The sequence below is a fragment of the Agaribacter marinus genome, assembly GCF_030160655.1.
GTDB classification, from domain to species: domain Bacteria; phylum Pseudomonadota; class Gammaproteobacteria; order Enterobacterales; family Alteromonadaceae; genus Glaciecola; species Glaciecola marina.
Genome location: NZ_BSOT01000005.1, coordinates 1,507,362 through 1,531,461 on the forward strand (window position 1 = coordinate 1,507,362; position 24,100 = coordinate 1,531,461).

The following is a 24,100-nucleotide window of genomic DNA, read 5'->3' on the forward strand; positions in this document are numbered from 1 at the left end:
TGTGCTTCCAGCTACCTGTTTGCCGTCGAAATTTTCTGGCGGAAGGTGAGGAAGATGTGCTATTTTCCAATAAAGCCCGTGTTGTAACCCTGCATTTTTAGCACATTGCCAAGCGTTGGTTCCTCAGCAGATATAGCATTTGGCTGAAAACTGCCCCAAACGCCCCATGGCGCATAAGAACGGTAATTATTTTTACCAGTCATAACAGCGTAACGTGTTGGCGCACAAAGGGCTGTAGCCGAATGAGCATCGGCAAACCAAACACCTTGTTGGGCCAATGCATCAATATTGGCAGTACTAACGACAGGTTTACGCTTAGAAAACCTATTGCGATAAAAACTAATATCCCCAACACCAATATCATCTGCCAGTATCACCACTATATTGGGTGGCTGGGGAAGCAGCTGTTCCCTATCACCAAATTGGGGAACATTTTGAGCTGAACTATCACTAGGTAAAGCAATACTGCACATCATGATCAGAATTTTCAGCTGCATCAATGAAAGGTTACTTGCCATATTTTTTGAATTCCTACGCCAGCCAAACGGTGCTGTATTCACAATTATTAAGACCTTAAAGCCATGCAAACTACAACTTCACAAATAATTTATTATTTTTATATTTGAATTTAAGTGGTTTTTTGAGGCTTACTTTGTATATTCTAAATTCAGTCATATTGTTAGCTAATTAGGGTAGTTAGCAAAGAGGATGTTTAGCTTTGTCACCTAGCAATTTTCCACAAATGCCAAGCGAAATTGCTGGCTTTTTTACAAATAATCATTAGAACCCAATCAAATTCTCGACTTGTTACGTATTCAAAAGCTTTATTAAACCGCTAAATTAGATTTATGAATAAAATAACAATAACTACGACAGCAATATCTCTTTTGTTTTCAGTAGCCATATTTGCCGAAAGCAAAAACCATCAGAATGAAAAATCAAACCTAAATGTTTTTCAGCCAGAAGATATCTTTCACCTCGAAGTCGCTACCGCCCCTCAGGTATCGCCAAACGGTGAACAGATTGTCTATGTTCGGCGCGCTAACGACATCATGACAGACTCGACGCGCACTAGTATTTGGATAGTTGATGTAAAGGGTAAAAGCCATCGTCCACTGCTCTCATCAACAAAAAATTACTATTCTCCTCAGTGATCACCGGATGGTTCACGTCTAGCGTATTTGTCGAACGCTGAAGGTAAGCCACAGTTGTATGTTCGCTGGATGGACTCTGGTCAAACCGCGCTTGTCACCAATGTGGCTGCATCGCCGTCGTCTATTACATGGTCACTCGATGGAAACACCATTGCATTTACCATGAGCGTTGATGCCGATGAAACACCCTTTAAAGTAAACATGCCCAGTAAGCCAAAAGGCGCAATGTGGTCCGAAAGTTTCCAATACATTACCAAAGCACGGTATCAAGCGGATGGACGTGGCGTATTGGAGCCAGCATACACACACATTTTCACTGTACCCGCAGACGGCGGCACGGCAAGGCAACTGAGCGCTGGAAACTATCATCATCGAGGTCCTCTTAGTTTTACCGCTGACAGCCAATCGATTTATTTTTCGGCCAATCGCTCAGACAATTGGGAGTACGAGCCGGGAGAAGCTGACATATTTAAGGTCGATATGGCCGGTGAGATCTCGCAGATAACCTCCTATCCTGGCAGCGAGTCAAGCCCAGTGGTGTCGCCAAATGGCAAGTTGATTGCGTACTCTCGCCGCGACGATAAAAAATTGGCCTATCGCAATAGCTATTTACACATAATGGATGCTGACGGTAGCAACGACAGAAATTTGAGTGCGGATATCGACAATACCGTATCCAATTTTATTTGGAATGACACCCAAGGTATTTATTATCAACAAATGTTGCGTGGTGTCACGCAGATAGATTATGTCACCATTGAAGGTAAGCACAGCAATGTAGCAGGTGGTTTAAGTGGTCTCTCGCTTGGTCGGCCATACACGAGTGGTACCTTTCATGCAGCGGATAATGTTGTGGCGTATACAAAAGGCAGAACGGACAGGCCTGCCGACTTGTTTGTGCGCCGAGGCAGCAATGAATACCAACTCACATCACTCAATGAAGACCTATTAGGACATAAGACCTTAGGAGAAGTGAAAGAGATAATTTACACCTCTTCCGTCGACGATGAAGAAATTCAGGGTTGGTACATATTGCCACCCGATTACGACGCAGCAAAGAAATATCCGTTGATTACCGAAATTCACGGCGGCCCTCACCTAGCCTATGGCCCTGTGTTTAGCGCAGAGCTTCAACGCATGGCAGCACAAGGCTATATTGTGTTTTACAATAACCATCGAGGAAGCACAGGGTATGGCGAACGTTTTGCGCTGTTACTACAAAACAAATATTCCTCGAAATATGACTTTGCTGACCATATGTCTGGCATCGATGCACTGATTGCAAAAGGCATCGTTGATCCAGAAGAATTATTTATAGCGGGTGGCTCCGCCGGTGGTATTGCGGCAGCATACGCGATTGGATTGAGCGATCGATTTAATGCCGCAGCAGTCACTAAACCGGTAATCAACTGGCTATCAAAAGTACTTACTGCTGACAGTGGTTTATATCAAATCCCTTATCAGTTCCCCGGCATGCCTTGGGAAGAAGTTGAACATTATTGGCAACGCTCGCCCTTATCGTTGGTTGGAAATGTAACCACGCCCACCTTATTGATGACTGGTGTGGAAGATAAGCGCACGCCGATGTCCGAAACAGAACAGTTTTATCAGGCATTAAAGCTGCAAAAAGTGGATACAATACTTATAAAAGTACCTGGCGCTTCACACGGCATTGCGTCTAAACCCTCGCGCATGATTGGTAAAGTTGAGAATATTATTGCGTGGTTTGACAAGTACCGACACGGCGAAAACGACGAGGAATAGTGTTAGTTTAATGCGTTTGCTCGGCGCAAGGTAGGTGCCGCCGAGCAATACATTTAGCGAACTAAATGTTTAGCGAATTAAATGCCAGCTTGTCTGACGCCCGGCCAAATACCAAACAGTAGTGCCATCATACACCGCACTTTGCTCTAACTTAATTTGTACCCATTGGTCGTCCCATTCTGGCAATTGCGTTTTAATACTGCCTTCTATGGCATACGCGGTATTCGGGTATAGTTGCCAGTCGCCTTGAACAGGTGTTGGGCCTTGATTGTCCCACATACCAATGGTTGGGCCGCTAGCATGTCCGACAAAACCTAGGGGGTGAGTGTAAGTACTGCTTATAATGCCTTTGGCTTCACTTGTTTTAATGGTATTCGCCAAAATTTGATTACCGGTATGCCCGGTTTTAAAGTGACTGGTTAAGATATCTTGCCATTGATTGCCAATACCCATCGCGTCTTTTAAGCCTTGCGGTACATCTGTTTCATGTAGTTTAAGCACATAGGCCATTTCTTGTGTGTCCGTGCATAAATTCAAATAGCAAATACCCACGTCCGTATGCAGCACGTCACCGGGTTTAACAATTCTATCGTCTTTGCCCATAAAAACATCGTCTTGGCTGGTATCGTCTCCCTGACGTTGAATATTTACGTAAGGCTGAAACCACGGCCTTAGTTGCAGTGCTTCAAAACGTTCGCGTATATACCATGCAATATCGTCAGTGCTTGTCACCCCTGGCGTAATGACTTTATTAGAGAAGGCTTCAGCTATCACGCCTCTGGCGAGCAATACTACCTGTGGGTACACCTCAAGTTCCATCTTACTGCGGGTTTCTAACCAACGCACGACAAGTGACTCTGCACTGACCAACCGTTGTTGATACTTGCTAGGTAGATAGGAAATCAACTGTTGGTGTAGACCGACACTTAAGCCATCGGCCAAGGCCCAGTCTTTACTTGTATTTATGCCAATCGTTTTGGGATCACGCTCAGCTATGACCTCTGCCAAACGCTGCCACTGTTGCGCTTTTGTACCACCGTCCCACACTGTTGGATAAAGCTCACCAATGGGATAGCGGCTTACACTAAAGCGCTCAACCGTGCCATCGTCCTGTTTTGCAAACACTAATATCGTCGTGCGGCGCGCGGCAAACGTCGGCTGAGGAACAAGAGTGTAAAACAATCTGTCTTCCCCGTATTCACGGTTGATAACTAACCACATATCTATGTTGGCTTCGGCCATCAACTGCGGTAACAAATTATCTAGGCGGTCTAAGACCATTGTATTTAGCGGTTTGACGCGCTCTTTAAAAGATAAGACATCGGGCAGTTGTTTAATTTCTCTTCCTTGCGAGTATGGGTTCGCTAAGGATTGAAATGACACAATGAATAAGATAAATAATAACGTCGTTCGCATAGTAAATTCTAGTTGGGTAGTGGCAAATTCAGTATGCCAGTGTTTCACAAAATTAACAGACGGCGGCATTGAAAAAAACTACTTAGCCAAAATTTTAAACACCTTAGTAATTTGGTCGCTGAATGTCTTTAATCCCTTTAGGCGGAATCAATTCTTTAGGAATATCCAATGTCTTATCATCTGCCCCATCTGCAAAATTACTGATGTTATAGCTATTTTTGGTAGACCAATCCATTTCAACACGACCATCACCCAATACAATATTGCCAAGCTTTTGGCGAAACCATTGCGCTAAAGCTAGATATTCTTTGGTATAGGCGAGGTTGTTTCGCTCTAATGGATCGTTGCGTAAATCATACAACGCCATATCTACTTTCAAAGGTGCGGCAGTTAACGCCCACGTAATGTTGTCATTGAGATATGGAGTTTGTGCGGTGGTTCTTTTGTCACGCGTGCGCATCGAGAAAGCAAAATCATGGCTTCTCAAATAGGCTCTATGACCAGACACTAAGTTCATCTCCCCTAGAATGTAATCGCGCTCAAGGTCAGGATTGTTGACTACGAGTGCGAGATCTTTACCGTCAAGATAATCATACTCCATACTTTCAACCTGAATATCCGCTGCAGCCATCATTGTGGGTGCAAAGTCGACATATTCTACTAACTTGTCTATGACTTTACCTGCAGGAAATGTTTGCTTGTCCGACGAAACCACAATAACAGCCCCGTTTAGCGACTCTTTCCACGAGCCAAACTTCGCCATAATCCCCTGCTCTCCCAAATGCCAACCATGATCGCCTATGGTGAAAACAATCAAGTACTCACGGCCTTGCTTGTTCGAATAATCTTTAAATGCCTTCACAGCCTTGCCTATGAGATGGTCACCAAATGCAGAAAAAGCATAATAATCGCGGATCGCTTGTTGTTGTTCTTCAGGTTTCATCGCGTGAGTTTTAGATTCATTATAAATCTGCATTTGTTGAGGCACGAAAGTGGCTAGTTCTTCGGTATCAAATTCAGGTAAGTGATACATTTTATCTTTGAATTGATCGCGAAATTCTTTTGGCGGCAACACAGGAGTATGAGGTAGGTGAAAACCTAAGTTAACAAACACCGGCTTGTTGGTATCTGCCCCTTGAAACTGCGCCCCCCAAGACGACGAGTAGGTTTTATCTGCGTTGTCTAAATAACGAATAAACTCCTTGGTTATGTAAGCGTCTACGGTTTTGTCAGCCGGTTGCGGGTTAACACCGCCTAAAATCAAGCCTTTATTAATCCGAGTATATGCACGGAGAATATCGAACTCTTCTTCTACACTCGCTTTCACGGCCTGCTCTTCTGCGTTTAGCAGTCTGTCTGCTTTTGAAAGAGTGATCACTTTCTTGGTGCCATCTGCATACATGATGGTTTCGGTCGCATCTCTGCGCAACAATACGCCATCTGTTAACCCATAAGCACCGGTAGAATACCAGCCACCAAAACCGTTTCTATGCAAATCGCGATTGAACTCAATTTCCAAATCGAAAATGTCACTTTTGCCGTTGAAATGCTTGCGAATGCCGTGATGAGTTTTACCAATAATCGCAGTGCCGTAGCCTGCATCACGCAAGCTTTCTGATACCGCTGGCGTCATAAAGTCTGCGTCTTGATGGACTTGCTCCCACGCATATTTACCTGTTCTGAAGGGATAGCGCCCAGAATGCATAGACGTTCTGGAGGTGCCACATGCAGGCGCTTGATTAAATGCCTTTGTAAATAAAACGCCTTCTTTAGCTAAGGCATCGATATTGGGAGAGGACACGTAACCTAAATAGCTTTCGTTCGTGCCACGAGTCGCCTGATTGTAAGCGCTGATAGCATCAGGTCTGTGGTCGTCTGTAATAATCCAGAGAATATTCGGTTGTTTGCTCCAACTAACAAAAGACAACAAACTTGCTGCTAACGCCATTGCCAACGGGACACTTATATTTTTCATTTGATAGCCACCATCATTGAACATGTATTTACATTTCTATCACAGTCACCGTGACAAAATAAATGTAAACCTGTTAATAAGGCTTGCTTGTTATCGTCTATGCAAAGAATACAGCACTTCTACTTCTGCACGAGGCAAGCCACTGGCTTCAATAATATCGTCGATCGATTCACCTGACGCAACTAATTTATTGGCTTTTGAGTACATTTTTAGCTCAGGATCTTGTTCAGATAGTTGCTCGACTTTGTCACCGTATAAAGAAAATTCTTGTGCTAACTTATTGGTCTTTTCTATCTGTTCCGACATTTCATTTTTAAGATTTTCGATGGCCGTTGATTGTGTAGCAATAAGCGCTGTTTGTCCCTTAATTAGCTTGTCATTTTGCTGCTGTAACTTATGCAAATTATCAATCAAGCCAATACTTTGAAGTAATTTAGCACGTGTACTTCTGCTATAGAGAAACGTGACAACCGCAATAGCGATGAGTAACAAAATAACGGATGAAAAAACGATTAACCAGACACTATCATTCATCAAAGGGCACGAAAAAAGTTGAACATACTGCTGAGTATACTGCTAAGTACCTGATCTCGCCATAAAAATTGAGAAACAAAAAACCGGCATGCACAAAGCAAATGCCGGTTTTTTTGTGTATGTTTAGCGTGTATGTTTAGCGCATCGGTAGCGCTAAACTTGAGCAAGTACATCAATCAAAATTACATAGTTAGTACGTCATCCCACTCTTCATCAGTCAACAACTTATTTAAATCAACTAAAATAAGTAACTCTTCGCCACGATTAGATACGCCTTGAATAAATTTGGCGCTCTCTTCCGTGCCAACATTCGGTGCACTATCGATTTCAGATGAGCGTAAATAAACGACTTCAGCAACACTATCAACAAGAATACCGACCACATGTTCATCAGATTCAATAATTACAATACGGGAATTGTCCGTAATTTCCGATGATGGTAACCCGAATCGTGCACGCGTATCGATAACGGTGACCACGTTACCGCGCAAATTGATAATACCTAATACATAATTGGGCGCACCAGGCACAGGGGCAATTTCAGTGTATCGAAGCACTTCTTGCACCTGCATCACGTTTATACCATAGGTCTCATCATCGAGTCGATAAGTTACCCATTGAAGAACCTCATCATTAGGATCTGATGCAGTTGCAGTGGCTCTTTCTTCTGACATTTGAGTTACTCCGTAATAACAATTACCGTAATATTCATATTCTAGCGACTATCATATGCGTCGCTTACTTGTACATTTGTTTCGTCAAAACTAGTGTTTATGATTCAAAAGCCACACTAGCTTTTCAGCATCAATTAATGCACACATTTTCTCTTTTACCATGCCGGCTAACCAAGGACGACTGCCTGCTTGATCACGCCATTTAATATCAGCTAACGACAATTCTTCAGTGTCTTTCAGCGCTTCACACGCCAACACCCAAGATGTTTTCCCTAACTGAACAGCATAACTATATTGTAATGAATCGGCTAACTTTTGCGTATACTTTTCAGGCATTACCCATTTTGCCGTATCGATACAATTTAATTTTTCATCACCTTTTATCAGTACACCTAAAACCCAATCAGCTTTTCCCGGCAAGGGTGTCAACTTCTTCATTTCATGGATCCCCCCCAGCTCAACTAAGGGGATGGCTAGCTTTATACCAGCGACTTCAAAAAACAGTGCTTGAAACTTACTTGGTAATCGCTGTCTGAGAGATTCATCAGGTTCAGAAACTACATGTATATTCAGTGTTTCGGCAGCTTCGTCATTTTCTTTATCGACATTCGAATCTTCTGCTAAAAAGTTTTGTGAATCCGCGTGTTTTAACAATTTTTCAGCACGAGAGAGTGCGTCGGCTTCAGTGTCAGCCTTCGGCACTTCATTATTAGTCAGTGCAGCAAAGTAACTCGATAATAAATCTGTTTCTTTTTTATCAGGCATAATTAAAATCTTTAAGCTCTCATTAAATCGTTAGTTAACTTTTCATACGCAAAACTGCCTCTGCTACTTTCGCCAAGTTGTCCTATCGATATCCCTCGCTGGCTGGCTTCTCTGAACTTGGTATCGGTAGGCACGTAGCCTTGCCACAACGAAGACCTAAACTCTTGTCTCAGCGACTTGTAGGCTGCTTGACAAGCATTTAGCCTACGGTCGAACATCGTTGCTACAATGGTCACTTTTGGTTTTTCAATCATCATAGGGCCTAATAGCTCTATCGTTTGCAACATTTTTTTTAAGCCTCGAATAGCCAAATGTTCTGTTTGGGTAGGAATAACGATTTTATTGCACGCCATCAGTCCATTCACCATTAACACACCCAATACCGGAGGACAGTCTACTATGGCAAAATCATATTTACCTTTTAATTCATTAAGGCAGTTTTTGACGACCAAACCTTTGCCATCTGCTTGTCCTAGTTGCCGATCTAAGGTTGCCATTGCACCGCATGCTGGAATAATGGCACACTTCGCTTGTTTGGTATTTTTTACCAGTCGCATCACGTCAATGTTTTGATCCGCCAAAAAATAGTCGTACAAACTTGGCGTCGAATTCTCTTCAACATTGTAGTAATAACTAAGCGATGCATGGGGGTCTAAGTCAATCAACAATACCGAGTAGCCTTGCGCATTCAAACTGCCCGCAAGTGACACTGCGGTCGTCGTTTTGCCCACACCACCTTTTTGATTTACCACCGTCCATATTTGCATTAATGCTCATTTCCCACATCAAACACTCTTATCTCTTGTTTTATTCAGCGTACTGTATAAAACAAAAAAAGCGTTAACAGTATTTACTGTTAACGCTTTTTAAATACTCAGTGTACCTATGCGAAAATCAGACCAATATTAATATATGTACTAAAAAGACATTCTATATCAGTCAACAGCTACATCTTCGACGCGTATCGCTTCAATAAGCTTGGTATGTCAAGGATCAAAGCAATACCACCGTCAGATGTAATCGTTGCTCCAGCCATACCCGGCGTACCTTGGAGTAGCGCATCGAGCGGCTTAATCACCACCTCTTCTTGACCAATTAAGCTGTCAACCACAAAACCCACCTGTTGCGTGCCAATTTGCACAACAACGACATGACCAAGTGCCCTGTCCTTGCCTGGCTTATGGGGATTTAGCCAATCATTTAGGTAAAACAATGGAATGGCCTTGGAACGTACAATCATTGTTAATTGACCATCAACCGTATTCGTTTTACTTAAATCCATGTTAATAATCTCATTAACTGAACCTAACGGTAAGGCAAAGGTTTGGTCGCCTACAACTATCATTAAGGTTGGAAGTATCGCCAGTGTTAATGGTACTTTGATCTCTAACGTCGTCCCCACACCTAACTTGGAATCTATGCTGACTGTGCCGTTGAGCTGGTTGATTTTGGTTTTCACCACATCCATACCAACGCCACGTCCAGAAATATCACTGATTTCAGTCTTCGTTGAGAATCCCGGCGCAAAAATTAAGTTAAACGCTTCTACATCAGACATTCTAGCTGCTGAATCTGCATCTAAGACACCACGACTAATCGCAATCTCTTTGAGTTTATCAGCGTCCATACCTTTACCGTCATCCGCAATGGTCAACAGTATATGGTCACCTTCTTGCGATGCGGCAAGTTTTACCGTACCCATACGCGGCTTGCCCGATTGTTCACGGTCGTCCGGCATTTCTACACCATGGTCGACGGAGTTTCTAACTAAGTGAACCAAGGGATCTGCTAGTGCTTCAACAAGGTTTTTATCTAAATCTGTATCTTCACCTTCAAGTACTAAGGTGATTTCTTTTTTCAAGGTGCGAGCCAAATCTCGAACGACTCGAGGGAAGCGACCAAATACTTTCTTAATTGGTTGCATACGAGTTTTCATTACCGCACCCTGCAAATCACCTGTTACTACATCAAGGTTTGCAATCGCTTTCGACATACTTTCATCATTAAGATTGATGCCTAAGCTAAGTAAGCGGTTTCTTACTAATACCAGTTCACCGACCATATTCATGATTTGATCAAGGCGCTTAGTATCAACGCGAACAGTTGTTTCTGCCTGTGCGGGTGCAGGTTTATTTTCTGCTTTTTTAGCTGCTGCGGGCGCCGCTGGCTTCTGGGCTGGCGCTTTAGCGGCGGACGTTGACTTCGCCGCTTTTTCATCTTTCTTCGCAGCTGGCTTCTTGACTTCTTGCTTCTCTGTACCAGCCGATTTTTTATCTTTTTCTTGTGCAGACGACGGCGGGCTTACTTCAGATTCTTTCTTCGTTTCTAGAGCAGGCCCTTTACCCGAACCATGTAAATCATCGAGTAGTGCTTCAAACTCTTCGTCAGTGATTTCGTCATCACCGCCGGTTTTAGGTGTTTCTTTAGCCGTGTCTTTCGGCGCTTTATCATCAGTTGCCTTAAAGCTACCTTCACCATGTAATTCGTCTAAAAGTGCCTCAAACTCATCATCTGTTATGTCGTCACCGGCAGCAGCAGCTTTTGGCGCCTCAGGTGTTGGTTTGTCGTCTTTAACAGCGGTATCTTTGGCCGCTTTATCATTACCTGGCGCACTTTCACCATGTAATTCATCTAGCAAAGCTTCAAACTCATCTTCAGTGATCTCTTCAAGTGCTTCGGGATCACTAGATGCATCACTTTTAGCCTCAGTTTCGGGTGCTTCTGCCGCTGGATTCGGCGTGAGTTCTTCAGCAGATGTTGCTTCTGCTGCAGTGTTGTCTTCAGCCTCTTCACTTGCAAAGATATTTTCGCCTTCAACCTCAGGGCTACTTAGCTTGTGTAATACGTCAATCAGTTGAGCTGGCGCTGCCTCTAACGGCTCCCTAGACTTAACATTCTCGAACATATCCACAACAACATCTGTTGCTTGCAGAATGACGTCCATCAATTCTGGTGTTAATGTGCGCTGTCCGTTGCGCATGATATCAAATACGTTTTCAGCGCCATGGCATATATCGACTAATTCGGTCAACGATAAAAATCCTGCGCCGCCTTTTACGGTGTGATATCCACGGAAAATCGCATTTAACAAGTCAGCATCTTCTGGATTATTTTCGAGATCTACCAATTGTTCTTGGAGTTGCTCAAGAATCTCCCCAGCTTCCACTAGAAAATCTTGTAAAATATCCTCGTCGACCTCAAATGACATTGAATGGCTCCCCTAAAATCCTAAACTAGATAACAAGTCGTCAACGTCATCTTGATTCTGCGCAACATCGTCGCGCTCTTTGGCGTTGAGAATTGGCCCTTCGGCTTTTACGTTATCGTCAGATTTCTGAGAAGGTTGAGCTTTATCTTTTTTCGGCTCAGCACTCGCATCATTGTCTTCGCTAAACGTGGCCAACATGTCAACCAATCCCTCTTCTACTTCACTGACAAGCTCAATTACGCGGCGTATCACTTGACCCGTTAGGTCTTGATACCCTTGCGCCATCAACACTTCTGTCAGCATAGAGTTTAGCGACGCTGAATCTTTTTGAGCGTCACTTAATAAATCATCTAACTCGTAACACAAGGATTTAAACTCGCCCAACTCAATTTGACGGTTCATTAACTTTTTCCAATTTGGAATCAAGCCGGTTAGCCTGTCATTAAGCTGCTCAGCAAGCGGCATACTTCTTTCCACCGCATCCATCGTTGAATTAGCTGCTTTCTCAGTTTCTTCTATGACATATTCTAATCGTGATTGAGCATCTGGAATGGCAGTATTGGTAAGTTGCGAGAGTTTCTCGTCTAATTGAAAATTTACCAAAGAGTCATGTAATTGACGGGTGAGCTTGCCGACTTCTGAAAACAATTCAGTTGATTCTCGCAACGTTGCACTGTGTACAATATCATTTGCAGAATCCACGTCACCATTTTCCAAATAAGCAACAAGCTCTTTCGCTTCTTCAAGCGAAATCAAGGCAGTTTCGTTTGTCATCAGCCTAAACCTCGAATAGTTAGTTGGTTAGCCGAGACGTTCGAAAATCTTGTCTAATTTCTCTTTCAGCGTTGCAGCAGTGAATGGCTTTACTACATAGCCGTTCACGCCAGCTTGCGCGGCCGCGACAATTTGCTCTTTCTTTGCTTCAGCAGTTACCATTAAAACAGGTAAATGTTTTAACTTATCATCTGATCGAATCGCGCGAAGCAGGTCAATGCCCTGCATACCGGGCATGTTCCAATCTGTGACAACAAAATCAAAGTCGCCTTGTTGTAACATCGGCAATGCAGTATTGCCGTCATCTGCTTCCTGGATATTAGTAAACCCTAAATCTTTCAATAGGTTTTTAATGATTCGCCGCATTGTTGAGAAATCATCAACAACGAGGATTTTCATATTCTTATCCAAAACTACCTCCAATGTGGAATAATATTATCAAAATAATTTTACTCAGCCGTACGCCACGATTGCATTTTAGCTTTCAGCTTCAACATCGCTTGACTGTGAATTTGACTCACTCTTGACTCACTTACTTCAAGTACTTCACCAATTTCACGTAAATTTAACTCTTCGTCGTAATACAACGATAAAACGATTGCTTCACGCTCTGGTAATGTAGTTATCGCCCGCGCGAGCGCTTTCTGAAATGATCCTTGCATCATTTCTTCAAAAGGACGGTCAGATCCTTTCGTTTCTTCGTTGGTTAACACATCCTCAGATACGCCAAGGTCTTCAATTCCAACGAGTTTTCCTGCATTTACTTCATTCAACATCTGATGATAACTTTGTAGAGAAACATTTAATTTATCTGCTACTTCATTATCTCGCGCATCTCGACCGGTTTCTCTCTCTACATTATTAATCGCTTCTGTAATTGCCCGAGAGTTTTTATGTACGGAGCGCGGTGTCCAATCACCTTTACGTATTTCATCTAGCATTGCACCACGAATACGGATACCGGCAAAGGTCTCAAAGCTAGCCCCTTTAGAGCCATCAAAGTTTCTTGCGGCTTCTAATAGGCCAATCATGCCAGATTGAATTAGATCATCAATTAACACACTCGCAGGTAGCCTTGCCATCAAGTGGTGTGCAATCCTTTTAACCAGCGGGGCATGTCTTTCGACAAGCTGGTTTTTGTCTATTTGCTGTTGATATACTGTCACTTTATTACTCACTTTTGCTTACCTAGTCTTGCAAAGACACTAAATTCTCAATAAAGAACTCTAAATGCCCACCGGCTTGAATCGGCACAGGCCAAGAAACGACTTTATCCGCGAGTTTATTGATGGCTTTCGCCGCCCCAGAACTAGGATAAGCATCGATAATGGCTGTTTGCTTGCGTATTGATTTACGAACATTTTCATCGAATGGCACGATACTGACGAGCTCTAAGGCGACATCAAGAAACCTACCTGTTACTTTCGATAATTTACTGAATAATTCTTGACCTTCACGTTCACTTCTCACCATATTGGCAACAACTTTGAAGTTAAACACACCGTGCTCACGGTTTAATATCTTGATCAGTGCATACGCGTCAGTGAGCGATGTTGGCTCATCGCAAACCACAATGATTACATCTTGCGCTGCTCTGGAAAAACTCACGACCATATCTGAAATACCCGCGGCTGTATCCACCAAAAGCATTTCAATTGGCGTTTGTAATTCACCAAATGCACGAATAAGTCCAGCGTGCTCTCGTGGGCCTAACTCTGCCATTGATTGCGTACCTGATGTGGCTGGCGCAATCTTAATGCCATGCGGACCAGTCACTAATATTTCATCGAGCGTACAATCACCAGATAGCACATGCGATAGGTTTCGCTCAACTCTTAAGCCAAGCATAACGTCTACATTTGCTAAACCTAAGTCGGCATCCAATACCATCACTCGCGAGCCTTTTTTGGCAGCAGCGATGGCTAAATTTAACGTGAGGTTTGTTTTGCCAACGCCACCTTTGCCACCGGTGACAGCAATTACTTTTATTTGTTTGGACCGATTCATTCGTCTTAAGCTACTCGCTTGATCTTCCATCATAACCCACCAGCATGTGCTATTGAATTACGAGGTTGCTGAGGCAATCCGTACTTTTTATACAGTTTAGCCGCCACAAGCGTAAGGTTACCTGAATCAGCTAATTTGATGTCTTCCGGGACACGTTGACCATCCGTAACATAGCTCAATGACAAGTCGTTTTCAATAACAACGCTAAGGGCTTCACCTAAGCTATAACACTCATCTAATTTAGAAAAAATACACCCACGAATGTCTGTGTCATGGTATGTTTTGACGGTTTCATTTAGCACTCTGTATTGCGCACCTGCAGGCAAAACAAGGTACTTTTTAATATCCACTGACAGGCCATTTTCATATTGTTTCAGTTGCTCAATCAATCGCGCATCACGTTGACTAAATCCTGCAGTATCAATTAATACTAGTCGCTTATTACGCATTTGGTAAAGAATTTGATTCAATTCTTCTGCGTTTTGTGCTTTTTTAACATTACAACCTATGATTCGGCCATAGGTCGCAAGCTGCTCGTATGCGGCAATACGGTAGGTGTCGATAGTAACCAGCGCGACTTGATCTGCACCATATTTTTGCGCATATTTGGCTGCTAATTTGGCTAGAGTAGTAGTTTTCCCGGTGCCTGTTGGACCAACGAGCGCAACGACTCCCGCTTGGTTAAGAATATCGTTGCCGCCAACAGCGAGTCGATTCGAAAGCAAATTCAATAGATACTTCCAACCGTCTTTTTCATCAATTTTATGTGGTAGAAAGTTAATAAACTGTTGGCATAAATTTTCACTCACGCCCATACCACTTAGTTGCTCGTGCAAATAGTGATGAACCGGGTTATTTTTGCGTTTACGCTCTTCTGACAATTCAGATACTTGGAACTTAAGCACATTCTTAATCGACTCTAACTCAGCCCTAATGTTATCTAATTGCTCAGGTTCTAAAACACTTGGCGGCGGTGTCAAATTTGCTGCTTGTGTATTGCCAAAATCTTCATTTGTATCTATGTCAGCGAACGCTGGTGACCGCACCATACTCTCGTCAGCTCGCAATTGTTCTCTGCGTTGCCGGCCTTGCATTTCGGTATCTACGGTGAACACATTCTGATCATTAACAGGTGTTTCGGCCTTAGAAAATGACTTATTACCTGCTCCGGTCTTTACTGTTGACGTATTATATGACCGAAAATCTGCCGTTTCTTTGTTGCTTGTTTTTACTTGCTTAGCCATAGTTTGTGTATGACTGGCAGCAGGTCTTGCACTCGCTTGATGCTCTGATGTTTGGCGTTCAAGTAAGGCACGTAAACTGTCATTTTCTTCATTGCCAATGATTTCGCTAAAACTTGGTTTAGCTGTGACGGGCGGTGCCGGATCTGGATTAGCACTCGAAGGGTCAACGGCTGCCACTAATTCGACACCATTTGCCATCTTCTTATTAGACATAATAACTGCATCACCGCCAAGTTCATCTTTGACTTGCTTGAGCGCTTCTCGCATATCTTTGCCAAAAAAACGTCTAATTTTCATAACTTCCTCTTAAGTATGTATGGCGCGTCACTTTATTGACCTACCGAAGACACAATTTTTATCTGTTTATCATCAGGAATTTCCTGATAGGACAACACATGTAATCCGCTTACGGACTGCTTGAAGAACCTTGCTAATACTGGCCTCAGCAAGCCTGATGTCAGTAATACTGCGGGTTCTCCGGCAACCTCTTGTTGCTGTGTTGCATTTAATAAAGACTGTTGTAGCTTTTCCGCCAATCCAGGCTCGATACCCGCGCCGTCTTCACCACCTGCTTGAAGTGACTGATGCAACATCTGTTCCAATTCTGGTGCCAAGGTAATAACGGGCACCTCATGCTCGCCATTGTTTATCTCTTGAACAATCAATCGTTTAAGTGCAATACGACACGCAGACACTAAAACATCTGGATCTTGGCTTTTAGGACCGAATTCACTTAAGGTTTGCACAATCGTGCGCATATCTCGAATAGGTACACCTTCAAACAGTAAAGTTTGAAGTACTTTAACGACGGCACTCAGTGGCAGAACGTCCGGCACTAGGCCTTCCACAAGTTTCGGGTGTGTTTTCTCTAGCATGTCAAGCAGTTGCTGTACTTCTTCATGGCCAAGTAGTTGATGCGCATGATTTGTTAACAGCTGACTTAAATGTGTTGCAACAACTGTCGCGGTATCCACGACGGTGTAACCCATCGTTTGCGCATGATCGCGTTGGCTTGCGGGGATCCAAACCGCATCTAGGCCAAACGCGGGATCTTTTGTCGGCGTACCTTCCAATGTACCAAACACTTGACCTGGATTAATCGCAAGCTCGTTGTCGTGGCTAATTTCTGCATCGCCCACAGTAACGCCCATCATAGAGATGGTGTAGCTGCTCGGCGCAAAATCTAAATTGTCTCTTATGTGTACGGCAGGCACTAAAAAGCCCAACTCCTGAGACAGTTTCTTACGCACACCTTTAATTCGATTGAGTAACTCTCCTCCTTGTGATTTGTCTACAAGCGGAATCAGGCGATAACCCACTTCTAAGCCAATCACGTCAACAGGTTGTACGTCGTCCCAACTCAGATCTTTTACATCCTGCATCCCTGCATTTTCATCGGGTAGCGTTTGCACTTTTGCCGCGTCTTCTGCCAGTTTTTTGCGCTGCCAATCACGGTAAAACGCGTATCCCCCAGTTGCCGCCGAAAAGCTCAAGAAGGCAACATGTGGCATGCCAGGTACAACGCCCATCACAAAAAGTATTGCGGAGGTAATATACAACGCTTGTTTATTTGAAAGTTGCTCTTTAATTTCATCGCCCATTTCCTGTGAATCATTTTCACGCGTCACAATAATGGCAGTAGCAACAGAAAGTAATAACGACGGTATTTGTGCGACCAAGCCATCCCCAATGGTAAGCACAGTATATACTTCCATCGCGTTGCCAAAATTGAGGTCATGCTGGTACATACCGATAAACAAACCACCCACTATGTTGATTAACATAATGAATAAGCCAGCAATCGCATCGCCTTTTACAAATTTTGACGCACCATCCATCGATCCATAAAAATCAGCTTCTGAGGTTATTTCTTCACGGCGTTTACGAGCTTCATCTTGATCAATGTAACCCGCGTTTAAATCTGCATCAATCGCCATTTGCTTGCCTGGCATTGCGTCTAAGGTAAATCTTGCACTCACTTCAGAAATACGCCCTGCACCTTCGGTCACCACCTTAAAATTAATAATCAAAAGTATTGTGAAGACAACAATACCAACTGCGTAGTTACCTCCAATGACGACTTCACCAAATGCCTGAATGACTTTGCCTGCTGAATCTCCGCCTTCATGTCCCTCGAGAAGAACAACACGTGTTGACGCTACATTTAATGCGAGTCGTAAAACCGTCGCAACAAGCAAAACAAGGGGGAAAATACCAAAATCAATAGGGCGTTGTGTAAAGACACAAACAAGAATTATGACAAGCGATAACGCAATATTGAAACTAAAAAGTACGTCCAACAAAAATGCTGGCATGGGTAGTATAACCATACCCATTAAGGCCAAGACGACAATAGGTGCACCTAATCCACTGGTGAACTTCTTGATACTATTTTTATCGACTTGCTGAAAAACACTGGCTAACTGCATACAACAATTTTTTGACTACCGCTTAAGAATACTGACGATACTTCAACAAGCGTGCCAGAAGTACTTTCACCTTTGATTTTTTACCGCTATCAAAGTGTTTCTACCTAAACTAAACTTGCGTCAAATAAGGAACAAAGGCGATTTAAACAGATTCAAGCAATATCAAATTCTGCCGACAATAAACAGAAGACTTTTTTTCATGGAAGAAATAAACACAATGCAATTTACAACTAAGTTCAAATCATTAAGTACTATATTACTTTTATGGACAACTTGGTTCGTAAATGCTCAACAACCTTCGGACATTATTGAAATAACGCCACTAAATTTCGGTGATATCACCGCTGAATCTGGCAGTATTTGCACCTTAAATATGAATGGCGACATTAGCGGTAGCTGCGATGCTTCAAGTGCCGATATTAGTGTAGGGCGTATTCAAATTGAAAACCTACCTAAGAATAGTGAGTTTTTCTTGACGATTTCTGGTAATAATTCGTCGGCACTCTCTTTAAATGTATCAGGCCAAGTCACAGCGGCCTCTGTTACAACAGCTTTTACCGATAGCGAGCAGCTGTCAATACGTTCCCGCGGAAGCAATAACGTGGCAGACATTATCATTGCGGGCGAACTCACCACTACCCAAGGACTTAGCAATGGACAAAACTATCAAGTAGGTTACACCATTTCTATCGAGATCCAATGAATCACTCTAATAACCCAAAAGTATCTAGCAGTTATTCAACGCCATCAGCTATGGTACCCAACTCTTCCGAAACTTAAAAACTACCTTTTAGTCTAAATAAAAGACTAATTCATATTCAACTATTCATTTTTAACAAATTTTTACACATTATTTTTATTAAATAATAAATTGATTTGCTACTGTTGACGTGCAAATATTACAAATAAATTACAAAATCAAAACATAACCACCTCATTTATTACAATTCACTCGCAAGAAAATACTTTTATCAACACAACAAGGACACAACATGTTTTCAATTGCACGTAAGTTCAAACCTAGCATAATTGCTGGCGCTATAGGTGCGGCAATACTACAAACAAGCGCTATTTCTTCGGTCCAAGCACAAACAACAGACAGTAATGACGACGTAGAAGTAATTTCGGTATCTGGCATTCGCGGTTCGTTAATGAGCTCTGCCAATATAAAAAGGGAATCTAGTGGTGTAGTCGATGCCATTACTGCAGAAGATATTGGTAAATTTCCGGATACCAACTTAGCTGAATCGTTGCAGCGTATTACTGGCGTATCGATTGACCGCGCAAATAACGAAGGAAACCAAGTCTCCGTCAGAGGGTTTGGCCCTAGTTTCAATTTAGTTACCTTGAATAATCGCCAAATGCCTACCTCAAGCACGCTAATAGAGGACGGACTTAACCGGAGCTTTAACTTCAGAGAAATCGCAGCGGAAAGTGTTTCGGGCGTAGAAGTTTACAAAACCGGTAAAGCCAATATTACCTCTGGTGGGATCGGCTCTACAATTAATGTAAAAACGGCCAAACCCTTCGATTTCGAAGGTTTCAAAGCTGTCGCAAGCGCAAAAGCTGTCATTGATACCAGCAACCAAAACGGTGACGACGTTACTCCAGAGTTATCTGGCATGATTAGTCACACATTTGCTGACGGCAAAGTCGGTCTATTACTTTCAGCATCTCACGCAGAACGAGACAGCGGTAGAGAAAGAGTCGGCGCACAAGGCTGGTCACCTAATCGCGGGACGAATGTCGATAAAAGTGGCATTAACACCTCCCTAAATCCAAGCCAAACACACTGGGCGCCTTTGACGATTGATGTAGATCGCCACTCAACGCAACGAGAGCGTCAAAATGCACAAGTCGTCTTGCAGTTTGCCCCTATTGATACGCTAACAGCAACCGTAGACTATACGCTCTCACGCTTTAAAGAAACCAACAAATTGGACAGAACAAGCTTTTGGTTTGACACAGATCTGGGTGGTAATGCAGATAGCAACGGCACAGTTACCAACCCAATGCGCCCCAACGACGAACTAAACTTTTGGGGCTTCGATATTTTATTCGAAACAGAGAACGATTCTGTTGGTCTCAACTTAGAATGGAAAGCGACGGACACACTGAGTTTTACCTTGGACTATCATGACTCAACATCACATGCTCAACCTAATGGCGAAGAGTCAGAAACCATCATCAACCTCAAAAACCCAAGAGTCCTCGATACAAACGGTGACGGGTCGCCAGACAGAGGTGGCGTCGATGTCGCCTACATTACTAGCCCTTCAGGTCGCCCTGATGTTAGTTTCAACGCCGCAAACTTGCCCGGTGGTGACCCCTTTAGCCCAAATGCTATTCAGTTTGATTTATTCCAAACCCGAGGCTTGCAGGTAGAAAACAATATTAAACAATTCCAATTGGATGGGAAGTGGGAAAACCACGGCGATGGCGCACTTGATACTATCCACTTTGGTATTGCGAACACTGAGTATCAAATGGATACAAATAGACGCAGAACAGTGTCGTTTGTGCCGGTAGATATATCCAACTTAAATCTAACATTTGACTCAATTGAAGGATTTGGCAGTGACATCGGTGGTTCTAACAACCTATTCCCTGTCACCGCAAATTATAGCGCGACAGAAGCCATGCAACTCGTAAGAGACCAGGGCTTCTTCTCTCGCAATGATCCCACGTTTAACGGAGTCAATGAAGAAACCCTAGCACTATACGTATCTTTTGATTTTGAAACAGAATTTAACGACCTCCCTGTTAATATTAATATGGGTGTTCGCTGGGAAGATACTGACGTAAACTCAGTATCCGCACAGCCTGGCGTTGTCACGCTCAATTACATTAATACAGCAGGCCGATTTGGTGAAATATTTACACCAGAATTAACCAATGTGGAACTTGAGGGAGGTTATACGCAAGTATTGCCAAACCTCGATGCAAGTGTAGAGATTACCGACGATATCGTGGGTCGCTTCTCATACAGTAAAACACTTGCGCGCCCTGATTTGTCATCACTCTTCCCCTCAGTAACCTTTGATGCGAGACCAGGCGGGCCATTCAACGCCTCTCGCGGTAACGCTGGTTTACTACCACTAGAGTCTGATAATTTCGACATTTCGGTTGAATGGTATTACGACGAAGGCAGTTATGCCTCCGTTGGCTTGTTTAAGAAATATGTCAAAAACTTTATTGGCACAACTGTTGAAGCTACCACCCTGCCCGACGTGAACGGAAATCCGCTAAGCGATCCAAGTATTAACCCTCGCCCAGGATGCCCTGACGAAGTTGTAGGTGGTAATCCAGCCTGTTTTGGTAACGCAGACGACCCGGCAATATTGTTTGACTTAGAGAGTCCGAGTAACTTAGACACCGCAGAAATAGACGGTATAGAGCTAAATGTGCAACATATGTTTGGTGACACAGGTTTCGGGACCGTGGTAAATGCAACCTTTGTGGATGGCAACGTAGAATACGATGTATTTGACATAGACCAAACACTCGCGCTCACGGGTCTTAGCGATTCAGCGAACATGGTCGCATTTTATGAAAAAGATCAATTCCAAGTACGCCTAGCCTACAACTGGCGCGATGATTTCTTATTAGACTTATCGCAACCACAAGTAAACGGCGAACCAGAATTTGTGGAAGCATATGGCCAGTGGGATATTAATTTTAGATATGACATCAACGAATCTATATCTGTATTCCTAGAAGGCTTGAACATTACCGAAGAAACCGTAAGGCGTCATGGTAGATTCACCGATCAATTAATTACGCTAGAGCAATATGGCGCTCGCTATAATTTAGGTTTGTCTGTACAGTTCTAAAAAAATACTGAATAAGCAATGGATGCCTTTTTGAGCGCCACGGATGGCGCAAAACAACATTTAAATTCGATACTCCGTCTATTCTCAAACAAGAAAAGCTAACGACGTAATTCAGGCGGTATCGGCATGTCTTTCTTAAGAGGTTTAGGCTTAGCGCCCTTACCTTTTTTGTGCGCTTTTAACTGATAAACATATGCAAGAATTTGTGCAACAGCCATAAATAGCTTTTGTGGCACTTCATGATTAACTTCCGTTGAATAATAAATGGCCCGCGCAAGTGCCGGAGACGCAACCAGCGGCACGTCATTAGCAGTACCAATTTTTCGGATATGCATCGCTAGCTCATCAATACCTTTTGCCACAACTACTGGTGCTCGCTCACCGTTTTGGTCATATTGCACTGCGACAGAATAATGCGTCGGGTTAGTAATGATTACGTCCGCTTTAGGAATATCTTGCATCATTCGGTTCGCAGCAGACTGATACTGTAACTTCCGTACACGGCTTTTTACAGCAGGGTCACCTTCAGCATTTTTACGTTCATCTTTTACTTCCTGCAAGGTCATCTTTAACTCTTTATTGTGCTTGTGACTTTGATATGGCACATCAATCAAGGCAATAGGTATCATCCCGCAACACAATAAAAAAAACGCCCATTCGATCATGTCTAGCGCGTGAAACAAGTTCATTGGGTATTGCTCAAGATCAAGGTGCAGCGCCTCGTCTTTAAATATCAACAATGAAATATAAGCCATGCCAATGATCACAGATACCTTACCAATGGCTTTCAACAATTCGACCAGTGCATCAGTACCAAACATGCGCTTAAACCCAGCCTTTGGGCTCAGTCGATTCGCTTTTGGTGCGGCTGACGACCACGTAAAATTGTAACCTCCCAAGGCTACAGAGCCATAAATTCCCCCTACCATTGCAATGATCATAAAAGCAATTAGCGGGAATGCACTCTCCGTTACTGACATCTGTAAAATTTGAAACATATGAGTGTAGTCATACGTTTCATCACGCGACAAGGTAAACGAGCGTTTAGTAATGGTAAACATCGCAGATGCAATAATAGACCCAATGGCAATTAACGCGATTGCACTGGCAATTAGCACCAATGTAGTGGCTAGCTCTTTGGACCGAGCTACCTGCCCTTTCTCTCGGGCATCTTTGATTTTTTTTGGTGTGGGTTCTTCCGTTTTTTCGTAGGAATCAGTATCAGCCATTGCTACCTAACCCTCCTAGTTTATGGCAGGCGTTGTCGGACAAATTGCCAACAATCCACACATTAAGTCTTGCGCTCGCATCCACTGTTTTTCAAAATGCAAGGCTTGGTTACTTAACGTTATCCAAATTATGATTAACCCCATGATTTGCGCAATCGCAAATCCCAAACTAAAAATGTTTAACTGCGGTGCAGCTTTGGTCATTACGCCAAAGGCCAAATTCACAATAAGCAAAGAGACGATAGGTGCCAACGCGATTGTTACAGCAGAAACAAACATCCAGCCCGCCCAATGCGCAATCTGTTTAAACTGCTCAGGTGTCCACCACGCATCCCCGACAGGAAATGCTTCAAAGCTATGAATGATCATTTGTAGCATCAGCAAATGGCCATCTACCGTCCAAAAAATTAAGGTAGCTAAAATGAGATAAAACTGACCAACCGCTGGCACATTAATCCCGTTAATCGGATCAACAATTGAAGCAAAACCTAAACCCGTTTGCATCGCAATTATTTGTCCTGCCAGCACAAAGGTGTTGATTACCATCATCGAAATGAAACCAATGCCAATACCAATCACTAGTTGTTTGAAGACTTCAACAAACGTTGCAACGCTTACAATCTCTGGGACGGTTACCGGCGCTAAGGTAGGCAGTACCATGATGGTGATCACTATCGCTAGCAAATTTCTGACAGGTGTCGGAATGGTTCTAGCACTAATACCCGCCATCGAAATAAACATGCCAGTTATACGCATAAATGCGAGTAGGTAATCGGCCAAAAAGCCCATGATTGTGCTGCTGAGTATTTCCACTCTTCGTATTAACCTAAAACAGAGGGAATGCTGCTAACGAGGTTGTTGGTGTAATCCATCATCTTGGTTACTAACCAATTCCCTCCCCAACTTAATGCAAGCAACGTAACTATTAGGCGGGGTAAAAAGCTCATTGTTTGTTCGTTGATAGACGTTGCGGCTTGAAATACTGCCACTAAAAGCCCTACCAATAAGCCAGGTAAAATGACCGCAGAAACAATCACGATAATGAGTAACATGGCTTCACGAAGTATCTCTACAAATGTTTCAGGGCTCATTGG

The 24,100-nt window shown here is 43.1% G+C and carries 19 protein-coding genes and 1 pseudogene; 3 read left to right on the top strand and 17 right to left on the bottom strand.

Going from position 1 to position 24,100, the window contains the following annotated elements:
* Positions 1 to 59: 59 nt before the first annotated feature.
* Positions 60 to 518 carry a sulfatase-like hydrolase/transferase gene (locus tag QQK00_RS08185; RefSeq protein WP_284216984.1) on the bottom strand — a complete coding sequence of 153 codons (459 nt, stop codon included), beginning with the start codon at positions 516 to 518 and terminating at the stop codon, positions 60 to 62.
* A gap of 330 nt (positions 519 to 848) precedes the next feature.
* Between QQK00_RS08185 and QQK00_RS08190 the strand changes: the two are divergent.
* Positions 849 to 2,918 (top strand): annotated as a pseudogene (locus QQK00_RS08190) (S9 family peptidase).
* 69 nt (positions 2,919 to 2,987) lie between these two features.
* On the opposite strand, the gene QQK00_RS08195 reads toward QQK00_RS08190, so the two are convergent.
* From QQK00_RS08195 to flhA, 13 genes are all read right to left on the bottom strand, one after another.
* Positions 2,988 to 4,334, bottom strand: coding sequence for a M24 family metallopeptidase (locus QQK00_RS08195; protein WP_284216985.1), 1,347 nt, complete (start codon positions 4,332 to 4,334; stop codon positions 2,988 to 2,990).
* Positions 4,335 to 4,437: 103 nt separating this feature from the next.
* The gene (locus tag QQK00_RS08200; protein ID WP_284216986.1) at positions 4,438 to 6,309 is read right to left on the bottom strand and encodes a sulfatase-like hydrolase/transferase; all 1,872 of its coding nucleotides are present in this window, start codon (positions 6,307 to 6,309) and stop codon (positions 4,438 to 4,440) included.
* A gap of 90 nt (positions 6,310 to 6,399) precedes the next feature.
* Positions 6,400 to 6,843, bottom strand: a complete 444-nt coding sequence (locus tag QQK00_RS08205; RefSeq protein ID WP_284216987.1) for a DUF2802 domain-containing protein — start codon at positions 6,841 to 6,843, stop codon at positions 6,400 to 6,402.
* Positions 6,844 to 7,025: 182 nt separating this feature from the next.
* Positions 7,026 to 7,517: a chemotaxis protein CheW gene (locus QQK00_RS08210; RefSeq protein WP_284216988.1), complete on the bottom strand. Its 492-nt coding sequence runs from the start codon at positions 7,515 to 7,517 to the stop codon at positions 7,026 to 7,028.
* 90 nt (positions 7,518 to 7,607) lie between these two features.
* The gene (locus QQK00_RS08215; RefSeq protein WP_284216989.1) at positions 7,608 to 8,282 is read right to left on the bottom strand and encodes a chemotaxis protein CheW; all 675 of its coding nucleotides are present in this window, start codon (positions 8,280 to 8,282) and stop codon (positions 7,608 to 7,610) included.
* A gap of 11 nt (positions 8,283 to 8,293) precedes the next feature.
* The gene (locus QQK00_RS08220; RefSeq protein WP_284216990.1) at positions 8,294 to 9,049 is read right to left on the bottom strand and encodes a ParA family protein; all 756 of its coding nucleotides are present in this window, start codon (positions 9,047 to 9,049) and stop codon (positions 8,294 to 8,296) included.
* Between the two features lie 179 nt (positions 9,050 to 9,228).
* The gene (locus tag QQK00_RS08225) at positions 9,229 to 11,490 is read right to left on the bottom strand and encodes a chemotaxis protein CheA (protein WP_284216991.1); all 2,262 of its coding nucleotides are present in this window, start codon (positions 11,488 to 11,490) and stop codon (positions 9,229 to 9,231) included.
* A gap of 12 nt (positions 11,491 to 11,502) precedes the next feature.
* A complete protein-coding gene (locus tag QQK00_RS08230; protein ID WP_284216992.1) occupies positions 11,503 to 12,264 on the bottom strand; it encodes a protein phosphatase CheZ in 762 nt (253 codons plus the stop codon).
* 27 nt (positions 12,265 to 12,291) lie between these two features.
* Positions 12,292 to 12,675 (bottom strand): chemotaxis response regulator CheY, encoded by a 384-nt coding sequence (gene cheY, locus QQK00_RS08235; RefSeq protein ID WP_284216993.1) that lies wholly within the window; start codon positions 12,673 to 12,675, stop codon positions 12,292 to 12,294.
* 38 nt (positions 12,676 to 12,713) lie between these two features.
* Positions 12,714 to 13,442: an RNA polymerase sigma factor FliA gene (locus QQK00_RS08240; protein WP_284216994.1), complete on the bottom strand. Its 729-nt coding sequence runs from the start codon at positions 13,440 to 13,442 to the stop codon at positions 12,714 to 12,716.
* Between the two features lie 10 nt (positions 13,443 to 13,452).
* Positions 13,453 to 14,304: a MinD/ParA family ATP-binding protein gene (locus QQK00_RS08245; RefSeq protein WP_284216995.1), complete on the bottom strand. Its 852-nt coding sequence runs from the start codon at positions 14,302 to 14,304 to the stop codon at positions 13,453 to 13,455.
* Positions 14,301 to 15,812 carry a flagellar biosynthesis GTPase FlhF gene (flhF, locus tag QQK00_RS08250; protein ID WP_284216996.1) on the bottom strand — a complete coding sequence of 504 codons (1,512 nt, stop codon included), beginning with the start codon at positions 15,810 to 15,812 and terminating at the stop codon, positions 14,301 to 14,303. Before flhF ends, QQK00_RS08245 begins: the two co-directional genes overlap by 4 nt.
* 32 nt (positions 15,813 to 15,844) lie before the next feature.
* Positions 15,845 to 17,944: a flagellar biosynthesis protein FlhA gene (gene flhA, locus QQK00_RS08255; RefSeq protein ID WP_284216997.1), complete on the bottom strand. Its 2,100-nt coding sequence runs from the start codon at positions 17,942 to 17,944 to the stop codon at positions 15,845 to 15,847.
* A gap of 199 nt (positions 17,945 to 18,143) precedes the next feature.
* Here flhA and QQK00_RS08260 point away from each other — a divergent pair, with 199 nt between their 5' ends.
* Entirely contained in the window at positions 18,144 to 18,647 is a 504-nt protein-coding gene (locus QQK00_RS08260) for a hypothetical protein (RefSeq protein WP_284216998.1), read from the top strand.
* A gap of 289 nt (positions 18,648 to 18,936) precedes the next feature.
* The gene (locus QQK00_RS08265) at positions 18,937 to 21,777 is read left to right on the top strand and encodes a TonB-dependent receptor (protein WP_284216999.1); all 2,841 of its coding nucleotides are present in this window, start codon (positions 18,937 to 18,939) and stop codon (positions 21,775 to 21,777) included.
* A 98-nt stretch (positions 21,778 to 21,875) separates the two neighbouring features.
* On the opposite strand, the gene flhB is transcribed toward QQK00_RS08265, so the two are convergent.
* The 3 genes from flhB to fliQ are packed head-to-tail and all read right to left on the bottom strand — an operon-like array spanning position 21,876 to position 24,097.
* Positions 21,876 to 23,006, bottom strand: a complete 1,131-nt coding sequence (gene flhB / locus QQK00_RS08270) for a flagellar biosynthesis protein FlhB (protein ID WP_284217000.1) — start codon at positions 23,004 to 23,006, stop codon at positions 21,876 to 21,878.
* Between the two features lie 15 nt (positions 23,007 to 23,021).
* Complete coding sequence (fliR, locus tag QQK00_RS08275; RefSeq protein WP_284217001.1) at positions 23,022 to 23,819, bottom strand: flagellar biosynthetic protein FliR; 798 nt, start codon at positions 23,817 to 23,819, stop codon at positions 23,022 to 23,024.
* A gap of 8 nt (positions 23,820 to 23,827) precedes the next feature.
* Positions 23,828 to 24,097, bottom strand: coding sequence for a flagellar biosynthesis protein FliQ (gene fliQ, locus QQK00_RS08280; RefSeq protein ID WP_284217002.1), 270 nt, complete (start codon positions 24,095 to 24,097; stop codon positions 23,828 to 23,830).
* Positions 24,098 to 24,100 lie beyond the last annotated feature (3 nt).